The organism is Providencia sp. M-27, assembly GCF_011077905.1.
GTDB classification, from domain to species: domain Bacteria; phylum Pseudomonadota; class Gammaproteobacteria; order Enterobacterales; family Enterobacteriaceae; genus Providencia; species Providencia huaxiensis.
This window is the reverse complement of sequence record NZ_JAALBT010000001.1, coordinates 94,694-115,089: the sequence shown is the minus strand read 5'-3', so window position 1 is coordinate 115,089 and position 20,396 is coordinate 94,694. Positions and strand designations below refer to the sequence as shown.

Sequence of the window (20,396 nt, the reverse complement as noted above, 5' to 3'; positions counted from 1 at the left end):
TTTCATCCAATTAGCATGAGGTTGGTCACTATTCTACCCATCAAAAACAGGTTTATAAATGCATTAACCTATTAATCTTTTTTTTATTTAGTTAAACTCTCCCCGCGCGAGGGTAAATGCCCCGCAAAACCTCTGTCAATTTTATTCAGGACCTTCGTCATGAAAACATTAGGCGAATTCATCGTCGAAAAGCAACAAGATTTTCCTCATGCAACAGGTGAGCTGACTTCTTTATTATCAGCTATCAAACTGGGCGCTAAAATTATCCATCGTGATATTAATAAAGCTGGACTTGTCGATATTCTTGGCACTAACGGTGTTTCGAATATTCAAGGTGAAGTTCAGATGAAGCTTGACCTGTATGCTAACGAAAAACTGAAAGCGGCTTTAAAAGCACGCGGAGAAGTCGCCGGTATCGCCTCTGAAGAAGAAGACGAAATTGTCATTTTCGAAGGAGACCGTGCAGAAAACGCAAAATATGTTGTTTTAATGGACCCACTTGATGGTTCTTCGAACATCGATGTAAACGTTTCCGTTGGAACAATTTTCTCAATCTATCATCGTATCACGCCAATTGGCCAACCGGTTACAGAAGCTGATTTCCTGCAACCAGGTAACCGCCAAGTGGCTGCGGGCTACGTGGTTTATGGTTCATCAACGATGTTAGTTTACACCACGGGTGTTGGTGTACACGCGTTTACTTACGACCCATCATTGGGCGTTTTCTGCTTATCTCATGAAAAAGTGATGTTCCCATCAGAAGGGAAAATGTACTCCATCAACGAAGGAAACTATATCAGGTTCCCGATGGGCGTTAAAAAGTACATTAAATATTGCCAAGAAGAAGATAAAGCAACAAATCGCCCGTATACCACTCGTTATATCGGTTCTTTGGTTGCAGATTTCCATCGTAACTTGCTCAAAGGGGGAATTTATATTTACCCGAGTACAGCAAGCCATCCAAATGGAAAATTGCGCCTTCTGTACGAATGCAACCCAATTGCATTTTTAGCAGAACAAGCCGGTGGTAAAGCTAGCGATGGGGCTAATCGTATCTTAGATATTATTCCTAGCGAATTACACCAACGTGCACCGTTTTTTGTCGGAACGGAGTCGATGGTAGAGAAAGCCGAATCATTTATGCGTGAATTCCCTGACTCGGAATAACCCAATTTATTAATTATAAGGCGGGGTTTCCCGCCTTTTTTGTTCCTTTTTTTCACCAACTAGTGAGTTTTGCCCCCTTTTACGGCTATAATGTCCCCCACGCTATCTACTCTATTATTTGATTTGCCTAAAAGCGGCAACAAATTAAAATGAGTAAATTCATTATTCACACAAAGGATACATTTAAATGGGCCTGAACAATGTACCGGCAGGTAAAGATCTGCCAGAAGATATCTATGTTATCATCGAAATCCCAGCGAACGCAGATCCTATCAAATATGAAGTTGATAAAGACTCTGGTGCGCTGTTTGTAGACCGTTTCATGTCAACAGCGATGTTCTATCCATGCAACTATGGTTACATCAACAACACCCTGTCTTTAGATGGCGACCCAGTTGACGTATTAGTTCCAACTCCATACCCATTACAACCAGGCTCAGTCATCCGTTGCCGCCCTGTTGGCGTCCTGAAAATGACTGACGAGTCTGGTGAAGATGCAAAATTAGTTGCTGTTCCGCACACAAAATTAAGCAAAGAATACGATCACATCAAAGATGTGAACGACCTGCCAGAATTACTGCGTGCTCAAATTACTCATTTCTTTGAACATTACAAAGATTTAGAAAAAGGTAAATGGGTTAAAGTTGATGGTTGGGAAGATGCAGCATCTGCAAAAGCAGAGATCATCGAATCTTTCGAACGCGCTGCAAAAAAATAATCTCCCTTTAAGGGCATAATGAAAGCGCTGGTTAATATCAGCGCTTTTTTATGGGCTCTAACATGTTGATTAGGCCATAAAGTAAAAACGCCAGCTATCATTGCTGGCGTTTTATATTTTTACAACTCGATAGCGACTATTAAATCGTTATACTTCTTCATCACGTTTCAACCAGTCGCCACTTTTTATTTGACGTAGGCCATCAACCGAATGTTTATACAGATAAATCCAAGCGTTGCCATACGGCGTTGGGATAAGCTCTCGTACATAGTCTTGGGAATTTTTCTTTAGCTCATCTAATTCAGTCAAAATGGACGGGTTGATTCGATAAACTTCGCACTCTATCACCCCATCCCCTTTGACAACCGCTGGATAATATCCAAGATCATACAGTTCATAGCCTTCTAGCTTATGCTCACCGAGTAGCTGAGCATAAGTCATCCAATGATGATTTCCTTGCTTTTGTCTTAAGCTACCATAAACAATTACACGCATAATCTAAAACTCAAATTGGTAAAGGAGATCCAATGCCTGATTAACACCAGACACAGCTTCTAAATACAGTTTTGGCATCAACCGATAACGTAAGGTTAGCGTCGCCAATGAGTCAAAGATACCAACTCCATACTTCACTTGTAAATCATTAGTGATCTTACCACTTACAACGACTTGGGAACCATCCCCCACACCTTGGGTATCGACGGCTAAATCAGAGACTCCAAATGTCTCACCAATTTTGCCCACGAGTTGCCCACTTTGTGCTACACCTAAGCCTATTAACATAGATGTCATTTGTGAACCATTTGCGTCCCCACTGTCTAAGCCCTCTCCTCTTAATAAGTAAGACAGCGCTTCTTGTTGTGTTTTCGCCGGTTCAGAGAATATTTCTACTTTCGGTTTATCTGCAAGCCCAGTGACCTTCACCCCTGCAATCACGCCATCTGCCGTGTTGTCTGGGTTACGTATCGCTTCTAAGTTTAAGAATGGTTGGTCCGCAGGGCCTGAGAACTGAATTTGCCCCTTACGTACAATCAAATCTTGCCCATAAGCACGGAAACGACCAGCTGGAATATCCACCTGACCATTGATGTGCAAGCCATGGATATTCTGAACTACTTTCAATAAACCGGTCAGACGTGCTTTTAAGCCAAATGCGTCTAATTGCACATCGTTGCCAATTTTAATATCCAAATTGGTCTGAATAGGAATGGATGGCGCTTTTTCCTCAATTGGCTGTAAATTGCTATCTAACATCACCACATCCGAAGATGGGCTTACCGCTGACTCAGGGAGTTCTTGGACCGTGATCCGTGCCCACGGGATATTGACCGCCCCCTTTAACGTTAATACCGAAGGCGACGCATCAAAAACAATATCTGGTTGAACATCAATTTGGATCATCGGCGGTAAAGAAACACGGAGGTTATTACCTCGCGCCATGATTTTTGCACGCCATGCATCAATATTGCGCCAGTCTGCATCACCATCAATGTTCAGATAGCCCTCTGGCGTGTTTATCTGGCCATTCATTACTGAGCTCGTGCCGTTGAAATTAACACCTAAATGACCACTTTTGATATCAAACGGGATCATTGCAGATTTCACTTCTAAACTCGAAAGCGCTAAATTCCCATTTAATAATGGGTTATTGGCTGACCCGCCTAAACGTAGATTTCCACTTAAACGGCCATTCGCCACTTCCTTCTGGCCCAGTAACGGCTTGATTAAATCTAATGTCACCGAATTAATTTCAACATTACCCGACAACAAGCGACGTTTTTCAATATCAGACACTTGGATGTTACCGCGCATCTGTCCGTTATTAGCTAACCCAAATAACCAGCTAAGATCTGCCTTACCATTTTTCAACCCAGCACTTAACGTTAAGGTATCAAAAGCAATCGGTAAACGGGTTCCATCCACAAACTGAACTGCTTTGACATCATTTCCTCGCAAGTCCAGCTTCACTTGTGGCATGCTGCCATCCGCTTGCCAAATGGCATTGGCTTTACCCGTAAATACGCCACTGACTCGAGTATCTTGTGGCATAAAGGGTTTGATCATGGCGAGATCAAAACGTTCTAATACGATATCTGCGCTACCACTTTTACCCGCTTTAATCGGTTTTGGTACACACAAACGGGCGTTCGGGTTAACCCAACAATGCCGTCCAATGGTCACTTCTTGGGTTTGGTTGGCATAATCGAGTGACATTGCTTGGTTTAAGCGCCATTCACCCACCACCGTATCAAATAAGGTGTTAGATAAATTCCCTTTCCACACTTCAGTCTGCCGATCAAAACTGCCTGCTAATGCTAATTGACCAGAAACCGGCTCACCTTTCATATTCAATTTTAACGTATGCTGTTTTTCACTGCCTTTCGCATCTAAAGTTAGGTTACTGACGACAAGGTCGCCTTGTTTTAATTGACGCAGAACAACGGATAGATCCCCTTTAATTTGCTCGCCTGTTGCCACATTTCCTTTGATAACAACATTCTCGATAGCAAGGTCGTCCTGCCACTTCACACCGCGTGCGGTGAGGCCAACAAGCGCTTCTGGCGTCTCTAAATTACCCCGTAATTTCACATCACCGGCAATCACACCACCTAAGCCAGGTAGCAAACCATTGAGTGCGGGGGCATTAATTTTGGCATCAAGGTTCCATTTATCAGCAAGGGAGCCTTTTACGTCGACATTATTTTTACCCAGTGCCAAATTGAAGTTTGGAATATCCCATTGGCCTGCTGCGTTTCCTTTGGCTTTGCCGCGTGCTTTCAAGAGATTATTTTTGACATTACCATCCAAAATAATTTCAGGGATATCTAACTGCCAGCTACCACCGTATAAACTTCCGCGAGTGGCAATCTTGCCATCCACTTTAGCAGGCCATTCAGGGTACTGTTTGGCAGTATTAATCCCCGACAAGGTCAATACCGCATTCCAACTAATCGCCTTACTCCAGTCCGCAACACCTGTAATATCCGCATTACCCTGTAAAGCAGCTAAACGTAAACGAGTTAAATTAATTTGCTCTTCATTACCTTTCGCATCTAATAGCAAGGTCGAAGGGGGCAAATCCTGCCCAGTGATAGCTGAGCGTACAGACATGTCATAAGCCGATGGCCGGCCATTTAAACGCAACCGTGTTCCATCGAGTTGGTATTGCGCTTCCCCCACTAACGGCCACGTTAGCTTATCACTTTCTAATGTAAGCAAAATAGGCAGGTCTGCTTGTGACAAATCTGTTTCTGCATCTAATTTCGCATTAATTGGCCCGTGTAAGTTCAATGCCAATTTTAGCTCATCAACCAAACCGCCTTTTAAGGAGAGGTCTATTTTTTGCCCGTCTAAATCCTCTAAACGGCTTTCACCCACGACCGACAATGAGACTGGCCATTTATCTTGCAATGTTGCTGTGCCAGATAACGCAACATTCCCTTGCGGTGCATCGACTTTTAACTGTTTAACTAAAACTTGTTGCCCTTCATTCGAAAGACTCAAGTGTAATTGGTTAATTTTAAGTTCAGTCGCTCCCGTTAATTGAAAATTCGAAGCATTAATGCCATCAACATTTAAATCAACAGGTAAAATAACCTCTGGTAATTCAGCGAGTAACGGCTTAGAAAATAGCGTTTTTAATTCATCCGCTAATGATTTTTGGTCATTTATCGGCGTTGGGTCTGGTTGTTTCTCTTCAACGGCTGCATCTGATTTGGTTTCAGGTAAATTAATGGCCAAATCAATGATATCGGTTGGAATGATAGTGATCGCTTTCCCTTCCCACGTGACCCCTGTGGTAAATTTGGCTAAATCGATGTCCATGCCATCCACATTAACGTGCGTTGAAACCAAAGCCAATTGATTCAAACGAATGGTTAAAGGTGCCTTGAGTTCAGTCAAAGGTTCAGATGGTGGCGTTTCTTCTGAAGGGGGAAACTGTGAGGTATCAACATTGACAGTGACATTTTCCGTACCTAAGTTGTCGACACATAGCTCACGGCTTGTTAAACAACCTAGACGTACGGCTAAATTTAGTTTTCCTGCATTAACATCAACACCTGGCATTTGATATTTAACGCCACTTAACGTTAAGTTACTAATATCCCCGTCAATTTTATCAATGGTTAATTCAGGAACAAAGCGTGTCGCTGTATTTAATGCAAAGTGAAGACCAGACTGTGTTCCAATCACCCAACTGAGTGCAGCAATAATCAAAACAAGAATTAATAAAATGGAAAGACTTGTCCATTTTAGCCACTTCAACCACCTCATAACTCAGTCCCCAAGCCGATATAAAACTGTATTTTGTTGTTATCTGGATCACCGATAGGTTTTGCTAAGTCTAATTTTATTGGCCCAACCGGTGAGACCCAGCGGATACCGACTCCCGCACCCGTTTTAAAATCACTATTTTTAAAGTTATCAACGGCTTCACCACTATCAATAAAGGTTGCTCCCCACCAATTCCCTGTAAAGTTATATTGGTATTCTACAGAGCCTACGGCCAATTTTGATGCCCCTGTCAGCTTACCTTTACTATTTTCTGGCGAGATCTTTTGGTAACCATACCCACGCACACTGCCGTCACCCCCTGCAAAGAAACGCAAGTCCGGTGGAACTTTGTCGAAGTCGTTCGTTTCAATCCAACCGATATTTCCACGAACAACAAAGCGATGACCTTCCCATGGCGTTCTGATCCATACGTTTTTGGCTTGCAGCACCGCAAAATCGATGTCTGAACCCCAAATTTTATTTGAGTAATCAATAGAGTAACGTTGGCTATCTCCCCATGTTGGCATCACACCGCCGCGTTGGCGAATACGGCTCACATAGGCCCCGGGATATAACAACATCGTCGTATTCGTCACGTTGGCTTGGGTAAAGTTACTCAGCATCCAACGCATGTTCACGCCATATTGCCAACCGGATGAATAATCCCAATTACGAGACACATTCAAGGTTGTTGTATTCGCTTGGGTATCATTTAAATCTGTACGTTTAAAGCCCCCTTGAACCGCATAATATTGCTCAAGCGGGTTAGCTTTTAGTGGAATTTTATAGCTCGCATCAATTAATTGTTCTGGTTGTGACAAACTAATACTGGACGTTACACTTTGCCCACGAGAGTTGATCCACGGCTTATTCCATGTGGCTTTAACGCGAGGGCCCACATCTGTTGCATACCCCCCACCGAGCTCAATAAAATTTTTGGCTCTAGGGGTCATTACCGCTTCCATCGGTAACTCATAGGAGTTTTCTTTTCGAGCACTCACGATGCGTGGCGTCACAATCGCAGAAGTGAACCAACCTGTTTCTGCTAACCGACGATTAAATTCAGCAAGTTGTTCTGATGTGTAGTATTCCCCTTTTTTGAAAGGAGCAAGGTTGTTCAGGTAATCTTCACGAATTTGTGAACCTGAATAAGAAATAGCACCAAACCGATAGCGTTCACCACTGTTAAAATCAAAATCCCAATAAGCCGCATGGTGATCAAGAGAAATACCCAGTTGGCTTTTCTCCATCATCGCATCAAAATAACCTTTACGAACGGCTAAACTGCTAAAGCGCCCTTTAAATTCTTCGTATTCGCCATCATTTTGGATAGTATCAAGCTTTGGCGTATATTGTTTGAGCATCTTTTCATAGTCTGGATCCGTTTTTGCTCCACCTTGTAACTCAACATTCACCCCTTTTAATAAAATAGGTTCTCCAGGAGTGACCTTGGCGGTTAAAACGGAACGAGCAGGCGGGGTTTTTTCTTCATAGCTAAATTCAACCGTGGGTTGGTAGTAACCTAAAGGCTTTAAACCTTCTTTAATTGCTTTCTCAACACGGGCTCGAAAACGACCATTTGGCACAACCTCATCTTGCGATATATTAGACAGCTGTACGCGAACGTTTTGATTAAGTTGTCCTTCAAGGCCTTCAATATTAAGACGAAGATTAGCTGCGTGTACCACTGGCACTGCCGCAGTTAGGCAGAGAAAACAAATTAGAGGGTATTTCGACACGCCTACTCCTAAGGTGATTGTTCGATTGACTAAATACTTCATATCAATTTATTTTGAGTAAAATTCGCCATAGACACAAGTTTTTATCCCTATTTTTAGATTATTTGTGTGGTCAATACATATAGGAATCATTATGCCTTTTAATAAATTTCACTCTGCAAGTATTGCACAACCTCTGCCCGGCAGAGCAACTGCTATGACTTACTCACCATATCATGCGCTTAACCATCATTCGATTGAGATTATTCCTAAGAATATGGAAATTGCTTATTTTGCCATGGGCTGTTTTTGGGGAGTTGAACGACTATTTTGGCAGCAAGCTGGGGTTTATTCAACTTCTGCTGGGTATTGTGGTGGTGTGACCCCTAACCCAACCTACGAAGAGGTTTGCTCAGGACGCACTGGCCACGCAGAAGCGGTTCGTGTTGTTTTTGACCCACAAATTATCAGTTACTCTCAACTATTGACATTATTTTGGGAAAACCATGACCCTGCACAAGGCATGCGCCAAGGGAATGACATGGGAAGCCAATATCGCTCCGCCATTTATACTGTGTCAGATGAGCAAGACCAGCAAGCAATGGAAACACTGCAAGCTTACCAAAATGCAATGAAAGCGCAGCATGACTCTCGTGCAATCTCGACCGAAATAGCACCTTTAGACACGTTTTATTTCGCAGAAGATTACCACCAGCAGTACTTATACAAAAACCCGAATGGATATTGTGGATTAGGAGGGATTGGTATCTGTTTACCGCCTTCGTTAAACAAATAAATCAATAACTTAATACAGTGAGTTCATCTTCCCAACCATTCAAGTTGCTTTCCAATATGACTTAAAGCAGCTTGAATGACGATGAATATCTAGGCAGATAAATCACCTCAGTGCTATACTCATGCAACATATCAACAATTTGCGCATATTGCGCAACATATATTTGCATACTCAATATATTTAAATACGCGAGACTATGCCTTCAGAGATTTTTGAATTTTATGGGTTCTTCCTTTGATTGGCTGGATAACTTATGCTCAACAGTTTATTAATTGTTCTATTATTATGTGCAATCAGCGCATTCTTTTCTTTGTCAGAAATTTCTCTGGCAGCTTCCCGCCGTATTAAACTTAAGCTCATGGCCGATGAAGGCAACATTAACGCGGCTCGCGTGCTTAAATTACAAGAAATGCCGGGAATGTTTTTTACCGTCGTTCAAATTGGTTTAAATGCCGTTGCTATCCTTGCAGGTATTGTGGGGGAATCGGCTTTCTCCCCGGCTCTGTACGATATCTTTATTCAGTTTTTATCCCCTAGCTGGGCTCAACAAGTTTCATCAATCCTGTCATTCACCATTGTGACAAGTTTGTTTATTTTAGTGGCTGATTTAACACCAAAACGTATCGGTATGGTAAAACCTGAAGCCATTGCTATTCGTATCGTGAATCCGATGCGCTTCTGTTTAGTGATACTGGGTCCATTAGTCTGGTTTTTTAATGGCCTTGCGAACCTGTTTTTTAAATTATTCAAATTACCTACGTCACGTAATGAAGACATTACTTCTGATGATATCTTTGCGGTGGTTGAAGCAGGGGCGGTTGCGGGTGTGTTACGTAAACAAGAACATGAATTAATTGAGAATGTCTTCGAGCTAGAATCACGTACTGTGCCATCAGCGATGACTCCGCGTGAAAGTATCATTTATTTTGACAAAGACGAGTCAGAAGAAAGCATCAAACATAAAATTTCAACTCAGCCACATTCTAAGTTCTTGGTCTGTGCGGGGGATATTGACCATGTTATCGGTTATGTTGATTCAAAAGAATTACTTAACCGTGTACTCAATGGACAAAGTTTAAGCTTAAAAGAAGGCGCTCACATTAGAAATACGCTAATGATCCCTGACACCCTATCACTATCAGATACCTTAGAAGCCTTTAAAGCAAATGCGGTCGATTTTGCTGTTATTCTCAACGAATATGCATTGGTCATGGGTATCATTACCATCAATGATGTAATGATCACTTTAATGGGTGATTTAATTGGCCCAGGGCAAGAAGAGCAAATCGTGGTCCGTGATGAGAATTCTTGGTTAGTTGAAGGCGGAACGCCAATCGAAGATGTGATGCGCATTTTGGATATTGATGATTTCCCTGACTTTAGCAACTATGAAACCATCGCAGGGTTTATGATGTACCGGTTAAGAAGAATGCCAAAGCGCACAGATTATGTGAAATATGCGGGCTATAAATTTGAAGTCGTCGATATCGATAATTACAAAATAGACCAACTACTCGTAACTCGCCTTACTACGGTGCCATCACCAGTGGTTGTACAGCCCGGAAAAAATACTATTGAAACGGCTGACGCAAAACAACAAACAAAAGGTACTGAACATTAGTGCTTGATAGCGAAGCCGTTTCTTTCAATGCGCCCCCCGTGTGGCGCGTTGTTAACCAAAACCTTCTTGATTAACCTACCCCAGTTCTGCCTGCAATAATGAAACCTGTTTATTGACCTCACTCATCACATTGTAATGGCGCTTATCACTGATTTTAGGTGGTAGAATTTTCCCATAATTAAACTCAAATGCCCCAAAATCCTTAATATAGAGCCTGCCACGGAATAGCGTTTTGACGTAAAGAGCAATCTTCGATGGGTTATAACGGTTAAAGATTTTCATTAGAACTTTGCCTCCCCTTTGTTCTTACGATATTCAATAACTCATACCGTTCAATAATCATAGACCAGAAATTTTCACTTTGGTTCTAAAATTGCAGTTTTATTCAATTTACTGACATAACATGACACTGTAAATTAACTGTTAAAACCCCATAAACTTTGCTTTTATTCTAAATTTTAAAAAAATGTTAAATTACCCCTTGTAACTCATCCGATGAGATATGCTATAAATAGTAGTCATCCAACAAACCACTAGGCTCACATGGCAAAATCATCAATCAAGGAGCTTTTATGATAAGAAATTATTTACTTTTAATATGCTTGCTTGGGGTATCAGCAGTAGCTTCTGCAGCAAATATTCAATTAAACCAATCTGTTCCTGCTATTTCCGTCACCGATAAAGGTGAGCTTGTGATGAATAATGAAGGGAAGTTGGATTATCAACCGTGGAAAAGCCAACAACTCGTTGGAAAGGTGCGTACTATCCAGCACATTGCAGGCCGCTCTTCAGCAAAAGAGCTCAATGCCCCCTTAGTTGAAGCTATCAAGCAAGCCAAATTCCCTCATAATACCTATCAGACAACGACAATCATTAATACCGATGATGCAATTTTTGGTACTGGTGTCTTTGTTAAAAATAGCGTTGAAGATAGCAAAAAAGAGTTTCCTTACTCACAATTTATTGTTGATAGTGAGGGGACAGTAAAGAACGCATGGGGCTTGAAACCAGAAAGCTCGGCAATCATCGTATTGGATAATCAAGGGAAAGTGTTGTTCTTCAAAGATGGTGAATTAAATACCCAAGAAATTCAAAAAGTCATTAGTTTGTTAATGTCATCGCTAAACTAATAAGGGCAAACTTTTACTACTATCAAACTTTTACTACTATGTAGTGCGCGTATATGTAGTGTGCGTAATTTCGCACACTACACCTACAATTCAGCCTATCGCCCTTGAGCCCAAAATAGTGAGTTATGCTAAAATGCCCTTACATTAAATATGCATAATTATGATTATTATTTTAATAAACAATCATGACTAATGTGCTCATTATCACGTTTTAGTTTCATTCCAATAGACTTTGGCACAAAAACCACCATTAGCGCCATGAGTAAAAATCACCTGCAAATGATGCAATTGCGCAACTCGCTTAACAATGGAGAGCCCTAAGCCACTCCCTGTCTTCTCTTGCCCCGGCGGACGATAAAAACGCTCACCTAGCCGCTGTAAAACCTCAGGTGTCACACCATCACCATCATCTTGAATTTCAAGGTGATCAGCATACAAAATAATCTCCACTCGCCCAGCTTTTTTCCCATAACGTATAGCATTATTGAGTAAATTTCTCAGTAACGCATTGAGTAGTAATGGTTGGCCTTGAAAATCAGGGGGGCTAGCAACTCGAGTGTTTATTAGGGTTGTTTGCTGCTCTTGCGCTTCAGGTTCCACATCTTTTATCGCCGATTCAATTAATGCAGGCCAAGATACAACTGTAATATCATCAAGTTGAGTGGATGATTCTAACCGAGACAACATCAGTAGCTGGTCAACAAGCCTTGTCGCCCTATCAATACCTTCCGATAAATTCGCTACTGCATGGTTACGGATATCGGCATTATTCCCCGCAATTTGTACCACTTCCGCCTGCACCCTTAATGCTGCAAGTGGACTACGTAGTTCATGAGCCGCATCGGAGGTAAATTGTCGTTCACGGGCAAACATTTTATTAATACGACCAAACAACACATTCATGGAGTCAATAATAGGTCTGACTTCACTGGGAATACGCGCCACTTGCACTGGAGTTAGTTCATCGGGTTTTCGGTGATACAACTGCTTTGCTACGTCCTTCAATGGGCGTAAAGCGCGTGTCAGTAGCCATAAAAATAGTAATAACATGATTGGCAAAGCAATCAACCAAGGCATAAATTGTGCCACCATAATATCGGTTGCCATTTCTTGCCGGTATTCCCACTCCTGCCCTACCGCGATAACGTATTGACCATCTTGAGATTTTAGCCATACAAAACGCCAAGGGTCGTCACTTCCTTGGATCATCCCATCCGTAAAACCTTCTCGTTTAAATTGATAGACAATATCTCTACCGTTATCACCGTCGTTTAAAACCATTTTGCCATCGGGTGTAAAGATAGCAAATGCCAGTGCATCGTCATCCTGATGGCCACGGTTCTTTCGTAATAATTTTTTGGTTTTAGTCAGTGAAGGCCGGCTCAATTCAAAGTCGGATGGTAAAACTGATAACCGTTTAGCAAACGCCATTTGCTGGGTATCAAACAGTTCATTAATCGTTTTATAGCTTTGATACCATGCTAGCGAACTTGCGATCCCCCATGTCAGCAACGCTAACAGGAGCAGCATTAACGTGAGTTTCAGCCTAAGACTAAATGTCTTCATCATTTATCATCACCTAATCGATAGCCTACACCATGAATAGTTCGAATAAATTTATTACCTAATTTGCGTCGTAAATGGTGGATATGTACCTCAACCGAGTTACTAGAAACCTCTTCATCCCAGTTATATAATTTTTCTTCAATTAAAGGACGAGAAAAAACTTTATTTGGGTTATGCATAAATAAAGAGAGTAAGGCAAACTCTTTCCCCTTTAGTTGTACAGGCTCACCTTGCTGAGTCACCGTCATTGCAACCGGATCCATTTCGACATCACCATGTGTAAGTTTAGAAGACAGTTGCCCACTTCGGCGGCGGATCAACGCTTGCAAACGCGCCATGACTTCCATTAAAGCGAAAGGTTTACACAGATAATCATCAGCCCTTTGTTGAAGCCCTTGAACACGTTGATCTAATGCATCACGCGCCGTCAAAATCAAGACAGGCTCATCGCGTCCTTCTTTGCGCCAATGTTTTAAAATATCCATGCCATCAATATTAGGTAACGAAAGATCGAGTACAACGGCATCATAAGGTGCATCAAATAAAGCCAGCTGTCCTTGTTTACCATCCATAAACCAGTCCACCGTAAACCCTAGTTGCGTTAAACCTACTTTTAAACCATCACCAATTAGCCTGTCATCTTCAATTAAAAGAATTCGCATAATATCCCCCACATCAGAATATTATTATATTTATCCCATCAGCCTTAAGATGACTAGCTATTATTAATAAAATTAAAAATATAATTCGTTAGTTAAGTTTCTTAAGATCTTGTTAAGATTTACTTGGTTTAATACCCTCCATACAAACAAATTCATGTCCATTTGGAGATATTGATGATGAAAAAATTACCTGTAATCGCTTTAGTCGCTGCACTCGCAAGTGCACCTGTTTTCGCTGCAAATGGTGGTTTTGACGGCCCAGGCGCAGTCACAAATACAACAACTCAAACCTCTCAAGCGGGTGGTTTCATCGGCCCAAATAGTGGGGAAATGACAGTTGCGAAAGCGCTTGATATGTCAGATGACAGCTGGGTTATTTTACGTGGGAATATCGTCAAACAACTCGACCATAAACATTATGAATTCACCGATGGTACTGGCACTATTAATTTAGAAATCAGCGAAAAGCGTTGGAACGGTGTAAATGTAACACCAAAAGATAAAGTTGAAATTCGCGGTAAAATTGATAAAGACTGGAATTCAAGAGAAGTCGAAGTTAAGCAAATCCAAATTATTAAATAATTCACAACGTTTACAACGGGACCTACTTTAAAGTAGGTCCCATCTAAATCCTATTTCATACAAAAATTAACAGTGCTAAATTAACAAAATCATTTTTGTTTACTAAGGCTGCTTAATGACTGTAAAACGCCCTAAAATACGTAATATTCAAGAGAAACTACTTTCAGATAATTGGTATATTTTAAAAAAATATACTTATGAGTTACAACGTCGAGATGGTAGTTGGCAACAACAAGAACGCGAAGTCTACGATAGAGGCAATGGTGCCGTTATTTTGTTATATAGCAAAATAAAAAATAGCATTATTTTAATTCGTCAATTTCGCATGCCAGTCTATGTGAATGGCTATTCTGATTTTCTGATTGAAGCCGCTGCTGGCTTACTCGAAAACGCCTCTCCCGAAGCTCGAATTATTGCTGAAGCAGAAGAAGAAACGGGTTTTAAAGTCGATAAAATTCAGAAAGTCTTTGAAGCCTTTATGAGCCCTGGCTCAGTCACCGAAAAACTCCACTTTTACATCGCTGAATACAGTGATAATCATCGTCAAAATGCAGGCGGTGGGCTGAAAGAAGAAGGGGAAGATATTGAAGTATTAGAGTGGCCTTTCCCTAAAGCCATTGATGCGATAAAAACGGGAGAAATTGTTGATGGCAAAACCATCATGTTGATCCAGTACCTTGCCCTAAACGCTATTCTAAAAAGCTAATCCAACTCTTATAGCTCATAATGATAAAATAAAATCAGAATGAGCTTTCCTATTTTTTATCAATCATTAAACGAACGATGAAAATAAAAACAATCGTAAAAAGATAATCAACTTTTATTATTTTGTTCTTTAATTAAAAAATAAAACCATAATTCCAATATAAAACATATTTCGCTTTGACCTATTCACTAAAAAACCTTAAATTTAAATAATATTAATTTTATTTATCATCATTTTAAGAGTCTTATTTTTGCATCCAATGAATATCAAATAATTGTTATATATTACAGTCAGTGATTAAGGAGCTAAATAAAATGATACGCTGCGTTCGTATGTGGACAGGAGAAGATGGAAATTCTCTATTTGAAGAAGGCACTCTTGAGCTTAATAATATAGCAGGAGGCGATAGCCAAACCCCTACCATTGCAGTCAATGAGCTTACCTTTCGTGAAACAGTTTCTGGCGGCTCTTTTGATTGGCATCAAGACCCCGTCCCTCGTTATGTCATTACCCTTTCAGGCACTTTAGAATTCGAAACCAAAGATGGCTCGAAATTTATCATCAACCCAGGTGATATTTTACTTGCGCAAGATAATACGGGAACTGGCCATAAATGGCGGCTTATTGGTGATGAGCCTTGGCGTCGTGCTTATGTTGTCTACCAAGAAGGCACCGACCTTTGCTTCATTCCAACACAAAAATAGAGGCCATCATGAATAAACCGATTGCTGAGAATGTCGATATTGCCCTCATTGGCGCAGGGATCATGAGTGCAACACTTGGTACATTTCTCAAAGAACTTGAGCCGTCACTGACGATCGCCGTTTTTGAAAGGCTAAACGACTGTGCTCAAGAAAGTTCCCACCCGTGGAACAATGCGGGAACAGGACATGCTGCTAATTGTGAAATGAACTACACGCCACCAAATCCAGATGGTACGGTGGATATCAGTAAAGCCCTTGAAGTTAATACGGAATTCGATCTCTCTCGTCAGCTCTGGTCTTACCTAGTCACTAAAGGAAAAATTAAAGATCCACGTGACTTTATTCACCCATGCCCACACATGAGCTTTGTTTGGGGTGAAGACAATGTAAAATTCTTAAAACAGCGCTACCAGCAGATGTCTGCTCACCACTGTTACCACAACATGGAATACAGTGATGATCCAAAACAGATCAACGAATGGGCACCACTGATCATGGAAGGCCGTGACCCTAAAGAAGCGATTGCGGTTACCCGTGTTAATACTGGTGCTGATGTCGATTACGGTGCACTAACGCATTTATTAATCGCGCAATTAAGCGAACAGTCCGGCTTTTCAATCCATTATAAGCATGAAGTCATTGATGTTAAAAAAACCACCGATGGCAGATGGAATATTGAAGTTAAAAACCTTGTGACCCATGAAAAAACAATCACTTCTGCGAAGTTTGTGTTCGTGGGTGCAGGCGGTCGAGCGATCGAGTTACTACAAAAATCGGGGATCCCTGAAGGAAAAGGGTATGGTGGGTTCCCTGTCAGTGGGATCTGGCTGCGTTGCGATAACGAAGAAATTGCCTCTCGCCACCATGCAAAAGTTTACGGTAAAGCCGACAAAGGCTCTCCACCAATGTCTGTTCCACACTTAGACACGCGCATTATTGGGGGTAAACGCTCTCTCTTATTCGGGCCTTATGCCGGTTTTTCGAGTAAATTCCTTAAACACGGCTCTTATTTAGACCTGTTTGAATCGGTGAAATTGAATAACCTTGAGCCAATGCTTGCGGTGGCGAAAGATAACTGGTCACTCGCTGAATACTTAGTAGGCCAAGTGCTGCAAACTTCTGCTCACCAATTCGCCATGTTGCAACAATTCTACCCAGAAGCACAGCATGAAGATTGGAAAGAGGTGGTTGCAGGGCAACGAGTACAAATTATTAAACCTGACCATGATAAAAAAGGGGTTTTAGAGTTTGGTACAGAACTGATTACCAGTGCAGATAAATCATTTACTGTATTGATGGGAGCATCTCCGGGAGCATCGACAGCGGCATTTATTGCACTAAATGTATTAAAAACCTGTTTTGATGAGCAACTCAAGGCCGATGGCTGGGAAACACGCTTAAAAGATATCATTCCAACCTATGGAATTGATTTAAAAACAGATGCAAAAGCCTGTTTAGATATTCGTACTGCGACAGCTAAAGTTCTAAAACTAGATAATTAGTGACTAATTAGGTTGGGAAATAACTTCCCAACCTTTATTGAGGTTTAGAATAAAATCACCCGAAAGCCAGGGTTCAAAAAAGACTCCCTAGGCGTGTAATCAAGCGTTTTTCCATTCCAATCAACAACTTTTGCCCCTGCAGCAATCGCAATCGCATGTCCAGCCGCAGTGTCCCAAATATTTGTAGGCCCAAAACGTGGATAAAGCTGCGCTTTTCCTTCTGCGACTAAACAAAACTTGAGTGAAGAACCAATTTCTACTGTCGTGTGTTCTCCCATTTGTTTTAAATAATCCATTAATTCATTATCTTGATGGGAACGGCTAATAACAATAACCGGTGGTTTAGCATCATTTACATGAATAAGTTGCTTATGACCACCTTCTTCCTTCCATGCCTGATTACCCTCAGCGTAATACAACAACCCTTTGGCCGGGGCATATACCACCCCCATTGTTGGTACACCATTCTCGATAAGGGCAATATTAACCGTAAAATCCCCATTACGATTAATAAATTCTTTCGTTCCATCCAATGGGTCAATCAACCAATAACGTTGCCAATTCTGCCTAATTGGCCATTCTGGCGGGTCTTCTTCGGACAATTGGGGGATATCAGGGGCAATACGAGCAAGACCCGCGGTAATCACATTGTGGGCGGCAATATCAGCCTCGGTAACAGGCGAATTATCACTTTTGTGTTCAACCTGTAAAGGTTCTTGCGCATTATACGTTTCCATAACTGCATAACCCGCTTCTTGAGCTAATTCGCAAATTTGCTGTAGCATGTTATTCACCTCTCTGATGACCCTTTACAGCAAGAGTAGCAATTGTGTGAAATTAACGCCATAAAAAAAGCCCCAAAGTCCAAAGACAATGAGGCTTTTTAGCTGTGAACTGAACTAACAGAAATTATAAAATTTCAAGTAATTCAACTTCAAATACTAATGTGCTGAATGGCGGGATTGATGCGCCAGCACCACGCTCACCATAAGCTAATTGATGAGGAATATACAATTCCCATTTAGAACCAACAGGCATCAGGGTCAATGCTTCAATCCAACCCGGGATAACACCGCTTACAGGAAACTCTGCTGGCTGCCCACGCTGTACTGAGCTATCAAACACAGAGCCATCAATTAAACGGCCTGTATAGTGAACGCGTACGCGGTCTGAACGAGATGGGATAGCGCCATCACCTTGGTTAACGACTGAAAATTGTAAGCCAGACTCAGTCGTTGAAACACCATCACGCTTTTGGTTTTCATCTAGGAATTTTTGGCCTTCTTCCGCTAATGCTGCCTGACGCTCAACACGAACGGCATCTGCACGCTCATGAATTTCACGCAGTGCTTTATGCAATGTTTCAACAGGCACTGATGGCATATTGCCTTCTAAAGCGTCAACGAGGCCGGCTAAAATTGCATTTGGCACTAAACCTTCTAGCCCTGACTCTAATAATTGCTGCCCAACTTGTAGACCTATGCCATAACTCGCTTGAGCTTCTACCGAATCGAAATTTTGGTTTGCCATGAAAACACCCATATGATTTTGAGAAAAACCAAGAATAGCAGCCCCATCCTTATGGGTAAACCCAAACAATGGATCTAAAGAATAAAACTGATTGATTCTCCAAAAATATATTCAGTGTTCTCTGAAAAATTCAGTCAAACGCTAAAAATGTCTAAAAAGGGTGCTAGTATGCGTATAAATACAGTCTAATTTACTCATTGCCTCATCAAGGAGGAGTGATGCTTAAACTTTCAAAATTTCATCGCTATGGCATTGCACTGCTCGCCCTAATTGTTGTGGTCGCTTTCTTTTGGCCTGCTAGCGATAAGTCCCCTAGCGATATTGTCCAAAACCAGCCTATTGTCATTCCTCCACCCACAGCTCCTGAGGTCATGCCTGAACCTACGGTTACACCACCAATACCTGAGCCAGTACCGGCACCTGAAGGTAATTCCCCACTTTTACCTACTGAGCCTGAAATTATCCCAGAGCCTATTGAGCCTGAGCCCAATGAGCCGCCTTCAACGGTGACTTCACCAGAGAACACGCCAGAGCCCAAAACTCCCCGCCCTTCAGCTAATGAATGGCAAAGCTACCAAGTACAAAAAGGGAAAACGCTTGCGCAACTGTTCCGCGATAATAACTTACAAGCCAATGACGCTTTTATTATGGCTCGCGTTGAAGGTGCCGAAAAACCACTGAGTAATTTGCGCCAAGGGCAAAAAATTCGTCTAAAAGCGAATAAAAAAGGTGAAATTCAATTATTAGAAACAACTGCATCTGATGGGAAAACGTATAGTTTCGCGCGATTAAGTGATGGCAGTTACTATCGGACTCCGTAGTACTTTTAGGGTAGCTTGTGTCAGAGCTACCCTAAAATTTTGTCTGGAACATCGCTATATGTATTGATTTTTACCTAGCAATAAATAACAAATATTGTCTTTCACTACAATGCTAGGTAACTGAAAATTATTATGCTAATAAAAAAATGGGTTAACGCTTTTTTAGGTACTGTTTTATTATTACTTGCCGCTATTATTGGTTATGTTTTATGGATTAAACTCAATTCAAATGCACTTTGGAACATTGTAAATGAGCAGTGTATTCCATTGCAGCAATCTGCCCTATCTTGTCTAAAAATCGATAATGATCAACAGTATGTGCTGTTCAAAGATAAAAAAGGGCCATTGCATAACTTAGTCATTCCTACCGATAAAATCACAGGTATTGAATCCGCACGGTTACTTGAGCGAAATACACCAGACTATTTTGCTATCGCCTGGCAAGAAAGAGAAAGTGTGTCGTCACAAGCGAAAATCTCAATTTCTGATGATTTGCTCGCTGTTTCAGTGAATTCCCAATATGGCCGCTCCCAAGACCAACTGCATATTCATATCGCATGTTTGAAACCTGAAGTTAGTCAACAACTTAATCAAGTTTCATCGGAGATCACAACCGACTGGGCTAAGTTATCAACTGAACTTGTCGGCCATCACTATTTAGCCAAAAAACTCCAAAAAGCCCCTGTCAAATTCGATAATGCATTTAATCAACTCAATGAATACGTTGTAAAACATCATGATGAAATGGGCAATTATGGCCTAGCGATGGTGCAGCTGAAAGACGGTTCAAAGGTGTTGCTCGCAAACCGTTTTAGTATATGGGATTTGAATTTAGGTTCAGCGGGGGAATTACTCGACTACCAATGCTTGGTAAATCAATAAACTAAATACCAGAAAG

General features: G+C 41.4%; 19 protein-coding genes. 11 read left to right on the top strand and 8 right to left on the bottom strand.

Annotated elements, in window-relative coordinates; translation table 11 throughout:
- Positions 1 to 159: 159 nt before the first annotated feature.
- Together fbp and ppa are read left to right on the top strand one after the other, a co-directional pair.
- Entirely contained in the window at positions 160 to 1,167 is a 1,008-nt protein-coding gene (gene fbp, locus G6Q48_RS00540) for a class 1 fructose-bisphosphatase (protein ID WP_102138223.1), read from the top strand.
- Between the two features lie 187 nt (positions 1,168 to 1,354).
- A complete protein-coding gene (ppa, locus tag G6Q48_RS00535) occupies positions 1,355 to 1,885 on the top strand; it encodes an inorganic diphosphatase (RefSeq protein ID WP_102138224.1) in 531 nt (176 codons plus the stop codon).
- 147 nt (positions 1,886 to 2,032) lie between these two features.
- On the opposite strand, the gene G6Q48_RS00530 is transcribed toward ppa, so the two are convergent.
- The 3 genes from G6Q48_RS00530 to tamA are packed head-to-tail and all read right to left on the bottom strand — an operon-like array spanning position 2,033 to position 7,899.
- Positions 2,033 to 2,380, bottom strand: coding sequence for a gamma-glutamylcyclotransferase family protein (locus G6Q48_RS00530; protein WP_102138225.1), 348 nt, complete (start codon positions 2,378 to 2,380; stop codon positions 2,033 to 2,035).
- Between the two features lie 3 nt (positions 2,381 to 2,383).
- Complete coding sequence (gene tamB, locus G6Q48_RS00525; RefSeq protein WP_166263994.1) at positions 2,384 to 6,160, bottom strand: autotransporter assembly complex protein TamB; 3,777 nt, start codon at positions 6,158 to 6,160, stop codon at positions 2,384 to 2,386.
- The gene (gene tamA, locus G6Q48_RS00520) at positions 6,157 to 7,899 is read right to left on the bottom strand and encodes an autotransporter assembly complex protein TamA (protein WP_166263992.1); all 1,743 of its coding nucleotides are present in this window, start codon (positions 7,897 to 7,899) and stop codon (positions 6,157 to 6,159) included. Before tamA ends, tamB begins: the two co-directional genes overlap by 4 nt.
- Positions 7,900 to 8,032: 133 nt before the next feature.
- Here tamA and msrA point away from each other — a divergent pair, with 133 nt between their 5' ends.
- Positions 8,033 to 8,674, top strand: coding sequence for a peptide-methionine (S)-S-oxide reductase MsrA (gene msrA, locus G6Q48_RS00515; protein ID WP_166263990.1), 642 nt, complete (start codon positions 8,033 to 8,035; stop codon positions 8,672 to 8,674).
- Between the two features lie 253 nt (positions 8,675 to 8,927).
- On the top strand, positions 8,928 to 10,295 hold the full coding sequence (locus G6Q48_RS00510; protein WP_166263988.1) for a hemolysin family protein: 1,368 nt from the start codon (positions 8,928 to 8,930) through the stop codon (positions 10,293 to 10,295).
- A 75-nt stretch (positions 10,296 to 10,370) separates the two neighbouring features.
- On the opposite strand, the gene G6Q48_RS00505 is transcribed toward G6Q48_RS00510, so the two are convergent.
- Entirely contained in the window at positions 10,371 to 10,577 is a 207-nt protein-coding gene (locus G6Q48_RS00505) for a DUF1107 domain-containing protein (RefSeq protein WP_004905964.1), read from the bottom strand.
- A 290-nt stretch (positions 10,578 to 10,867) separates the two neighbouring features.
- Here G6Q48_RS00505 and G6Q48_RS00500 point away from each other — a divergent pair, with 290 nt between their 5' ends.
- On the top strand, positions 10,868 to 11,425 hold the full coding sequence (locus G6Q48_RS00500; RefSeq protein ID WP_166263986.1) for a YtfJ family protein: 558 nt from the start codon (positions 10,868 to 10,870) through the stop codon (positions 11,423 to 11,425).
- A 204-nt stretch (positions 11,426 to 11,629) separates the two neighbouring features.
- On the opposite strand, the gene qseC is transcribed toward G6Q48_RS00500, so the two are convergent.
- Entirely contained in the window at positions 11,630 to 12,991 is a 1,362-nt protein-coding gene (gene qseC, locus G6Q48_RS00495) for a quorum sensing histidine kinase QseC (RefSeq protein ID WP_166264487.1), read from the bottom strand.
- Positions 12,991 to 13,653 (bottom strand): quorum sensing response regulator transcription factor QseB, encoded by a 663-nt coding sequence (gene qseB / locus G6Q48_RS00490; RefSeq protein ID WP_166263984.1) that lies wholly within the window; start codon positions 13,651 to 13,653, stop codon positions 12,991 to 12,993. Before qseB ends, qseC begins: the two co-directional genes overlap by 1 nt.
- 177 nt (positions 13,654 to 13,830) lie before the next feature.
- On the opposite strand from qseB, the gene G6Q48_RS00485 reads away from it, so the two are divergent.
- The 4 genes from G6Q48_RS00485 (at position 13,831) to mqo (ending at position 17,147) form a co-directional block, all read left to right on the top strand.
- Positions 13,831 to 14,235 carry a YgiW/YdeI family stress tolerance OB fold protein gene (locus tag G6Q48_RS00485; RefSeq protein WP_102138268.1) on the top strand — a complete coding sequence of 135 codons (405 nt, stop codon included), beginning with the start codon at positions 13,831 to 13,833 and terminating at the stop codon, positions 14,233 to 14,235.
- A gap of 115 nt (positions 14,236 to 14,350) precedes the next feature.
- Positions 14,351 to 14,941: a GDP-mannose pyrophosphatase NudK gene (gene nudK / locus G6Q48_RS00480; protein WP_166263982.1), complete on the top strand. Its 591-nt coding sequence runs from the start codon at positions 14,351 to 14,353 to the stop codon at positions 14,939 to 14,941.
- Between the two features lie 314 nt (positions 14,942 to 15,255).
- The gene (locus G6Q48_RS00475) at positions 15,256 to 15,645 is read left to right on the top strand and encodes a cupin domain-containing protein (protein WP_166263980.1); all 390 of its coding nucleotides are present in this window, start codon (positions 15,256 to 15,258) and stop codon (positions 15,643 to 15,645) included.
- Between the two features lie 8 nt (positions 15,646 to 15,653).
- Entirely contained in the window at positions 15,654 to 17,147 is a 1,494-nt protein-coding gene (mqo, locus tag G6Q48_RS00470) for a malate dehydrogenase (quinone) (RefSeq protein ID WP_102138234.1), read from the top strand.
- A 44-nt stretch (positions 17,148 to 17,191) separates the two neighbouring features.
- Here mqo and cysQ read toward each other — a convergent pair whose 3' ends face one another.
- Positions 17,192 to 17,932 carry a 3'(2'),5'-bisphosphate nucleotidase CysQ gene (gene cysQ / locus G6Q48_RS00465; protein WP_102138235.1) on the bottom strand — a complete coding sequence of 247 codons (741 nt, stop codon included), beginning with the start codon at positions 17,930 to 17,932 and terminating at the stop codon, positions 17,192 to 17,194.
- A gap of 124 nt (positions 17,933 to 18,056) precedes the next feature.
- On the bottom strand, positions 18,057 to 18,677 hold the full coding sequence (locus G6Q48_RS00460; protein WP_102138269.1) for a peptidylprolyl isomerase: 621 nt from the start codon (positions 18,675 to 18,677) through the stop codon (positions 18,057 to 18,059).
- A gap of 218 nt (positions 18,678 to 18,895) precedes the next feature.
- Between G6Q48_RS00460 and G6Q48_RS00455 the strand changes: the two genes are divergently transcribed.
- Together G6Q48_RS00455 and G6Q48_RS00450 are read left to right on the top strand one after the other, a co-directional pair.
- On the top strand, positions 18,896 to 19,498 hold the full coding sequence (locus G6Q48_RS00455) for a LysM-like peptidoglycan-binding domain-containing protein (protein WP_166263978.1): 603 nt from the start codon (positions 18,896 to 18,898) through the stop codon (positions 19,496 to 19,498).
- A 132-nt stretch (positions 19,499 to 19,630) separates the two neighbouring features.
- Positions 19,631 to 20,380 (top strand): CDP-diacylglycerol diphosphatase, encoded by a 750-nt coding sequence (locus G6Q48_RS00450; protein WP_166263976.1) that lies wholly within the window; start codon positions 19,631 to 19,633, stop codon positions 20,378 to 20,380.
- The last annotated feature ends 16 nt before the right edge of the window (positions 20,381 to 20,396 follow it).

Bases quoted from the DNA above. Each gene is read 5' to 3' on its own strand.
- G6Q48_RS00485 (WP_102138268.1), top strand. From the start codon at position 13,831: ATGAAAAAATTACCTGTAATCGCTTTAGTCGCTGCACTCGCAAGTGCA.
- G6Q48_RS00450 (WP_166263976.1), top strand. From the start codon at position 19,631: ATGCTAATAAAAAAATGGGTTAACGCTTTTTTAGGTACTGTTTTATTA.
- G6Q48_RS00510 (WP_166263988.1), top strand. From the start codon at position 8,928: ATGCTCAACAGTTTATTAATTGTTCTATTATTATGTGCAATCAGCGCA.
- tamB (WP_166263994.1), bottom strand. From the start codon at position 6,160: ATGAGGTGGTTGAAGTGGCTAAAATGGACAAGTCTTTCCATTTTATTA.
- G6Q48_RS00475 (WP_166263980.1), top strand. From the start codon at position 15,256: ATGATACGCTGCGTTCGTATGTGGACAGGAGAAGATGGAAATTCTCTA.
- nudK (WP_166263982.1), top strand. From the start codon at position 14,351: ATGACTGTAAAACGCCCTAAAATACGTAATATTCAAGAGAAACTACTT.
- G6Q48_RS00500 (WP_166263986.1), top strand. From the start codon at position 10,868: ATGATAAGAAATTATTTACTTTTAATATGCTTGCTTGGGGTATCAGCA.
- G6Q48_RS00505 (WP_004905964.1), bottom strand. From the start codon at position 10,577: ATGAAAATCTTTAACCGTTATAACCCATCGAAGATTGCTCTTTACGTC.
- ppa (WP_102138224.1), top strand. From the start codon at position 1,355: ATGGGCCTGAACAATGTACCGGCAGGTAAAGATCTGCCAGAAGATATC.
- G6Q48_RS00460 (WP_102138269.1), bottom strand. From the start codon at position 18,677: ATGGCAAACCAAAATTTCGATTCGGTAGAAGCTCAAGCGAGTTATGGC.
- cysQ (WP_102138235.1), bottom strand. From the start codon at position 17,932: ATGCTACAGCAAATTTGCGAATTAGCTCAAGAAGCGGGTTATGCAGTT.
- qseB (WP_166263984.1), bottom strand. From the start codon at position 13,653: ATGCGAATTCTTTTAATTGAAGATGACAGGCTAATTGGTGATGGTTTA.
- G6Q48_RS00455 (WP_166263978.1), top strand. From the start codon at position 18,896: ATGCTTAAACTTTCAAAATTTCATCGCTATGGCATTGCACTGCTCGCC.
- qseC (WP_166264487.1), bottom strand. From the start codon at position 12,991: ATGAAGACATTTAGTCTTAGGCTGAAACTCACGTTAATGCTGCTCCTG.
- fbp (WP_102138223.1), top strand. From the start codon at position 160: ATGAAAACATTAGGCGAATTCATCGTCGAAAAGCAACAAGATTTTCCT.
- G6Q48_RS00530 (WP_102138225.1), bottom strand. From the start codon at position 2,380: ATGCGTGTAATTGTTTATGGTAGCTTAAGACAAAAGCAAGGAAATCAT.
- mqo (WP_102138234.1), top strand. From the start codon at position 15,654: ATGAATAAACCGATTGCTGAGAATGTCGATATTGCCCTCATTGGCGCA.
- msrA (WP_166263990.1), top strand. From the start codon at position 8,033: ATGCCTTTTAATAAATTTCACTCTGCAAGTATTGCACAACCTCTGCCC.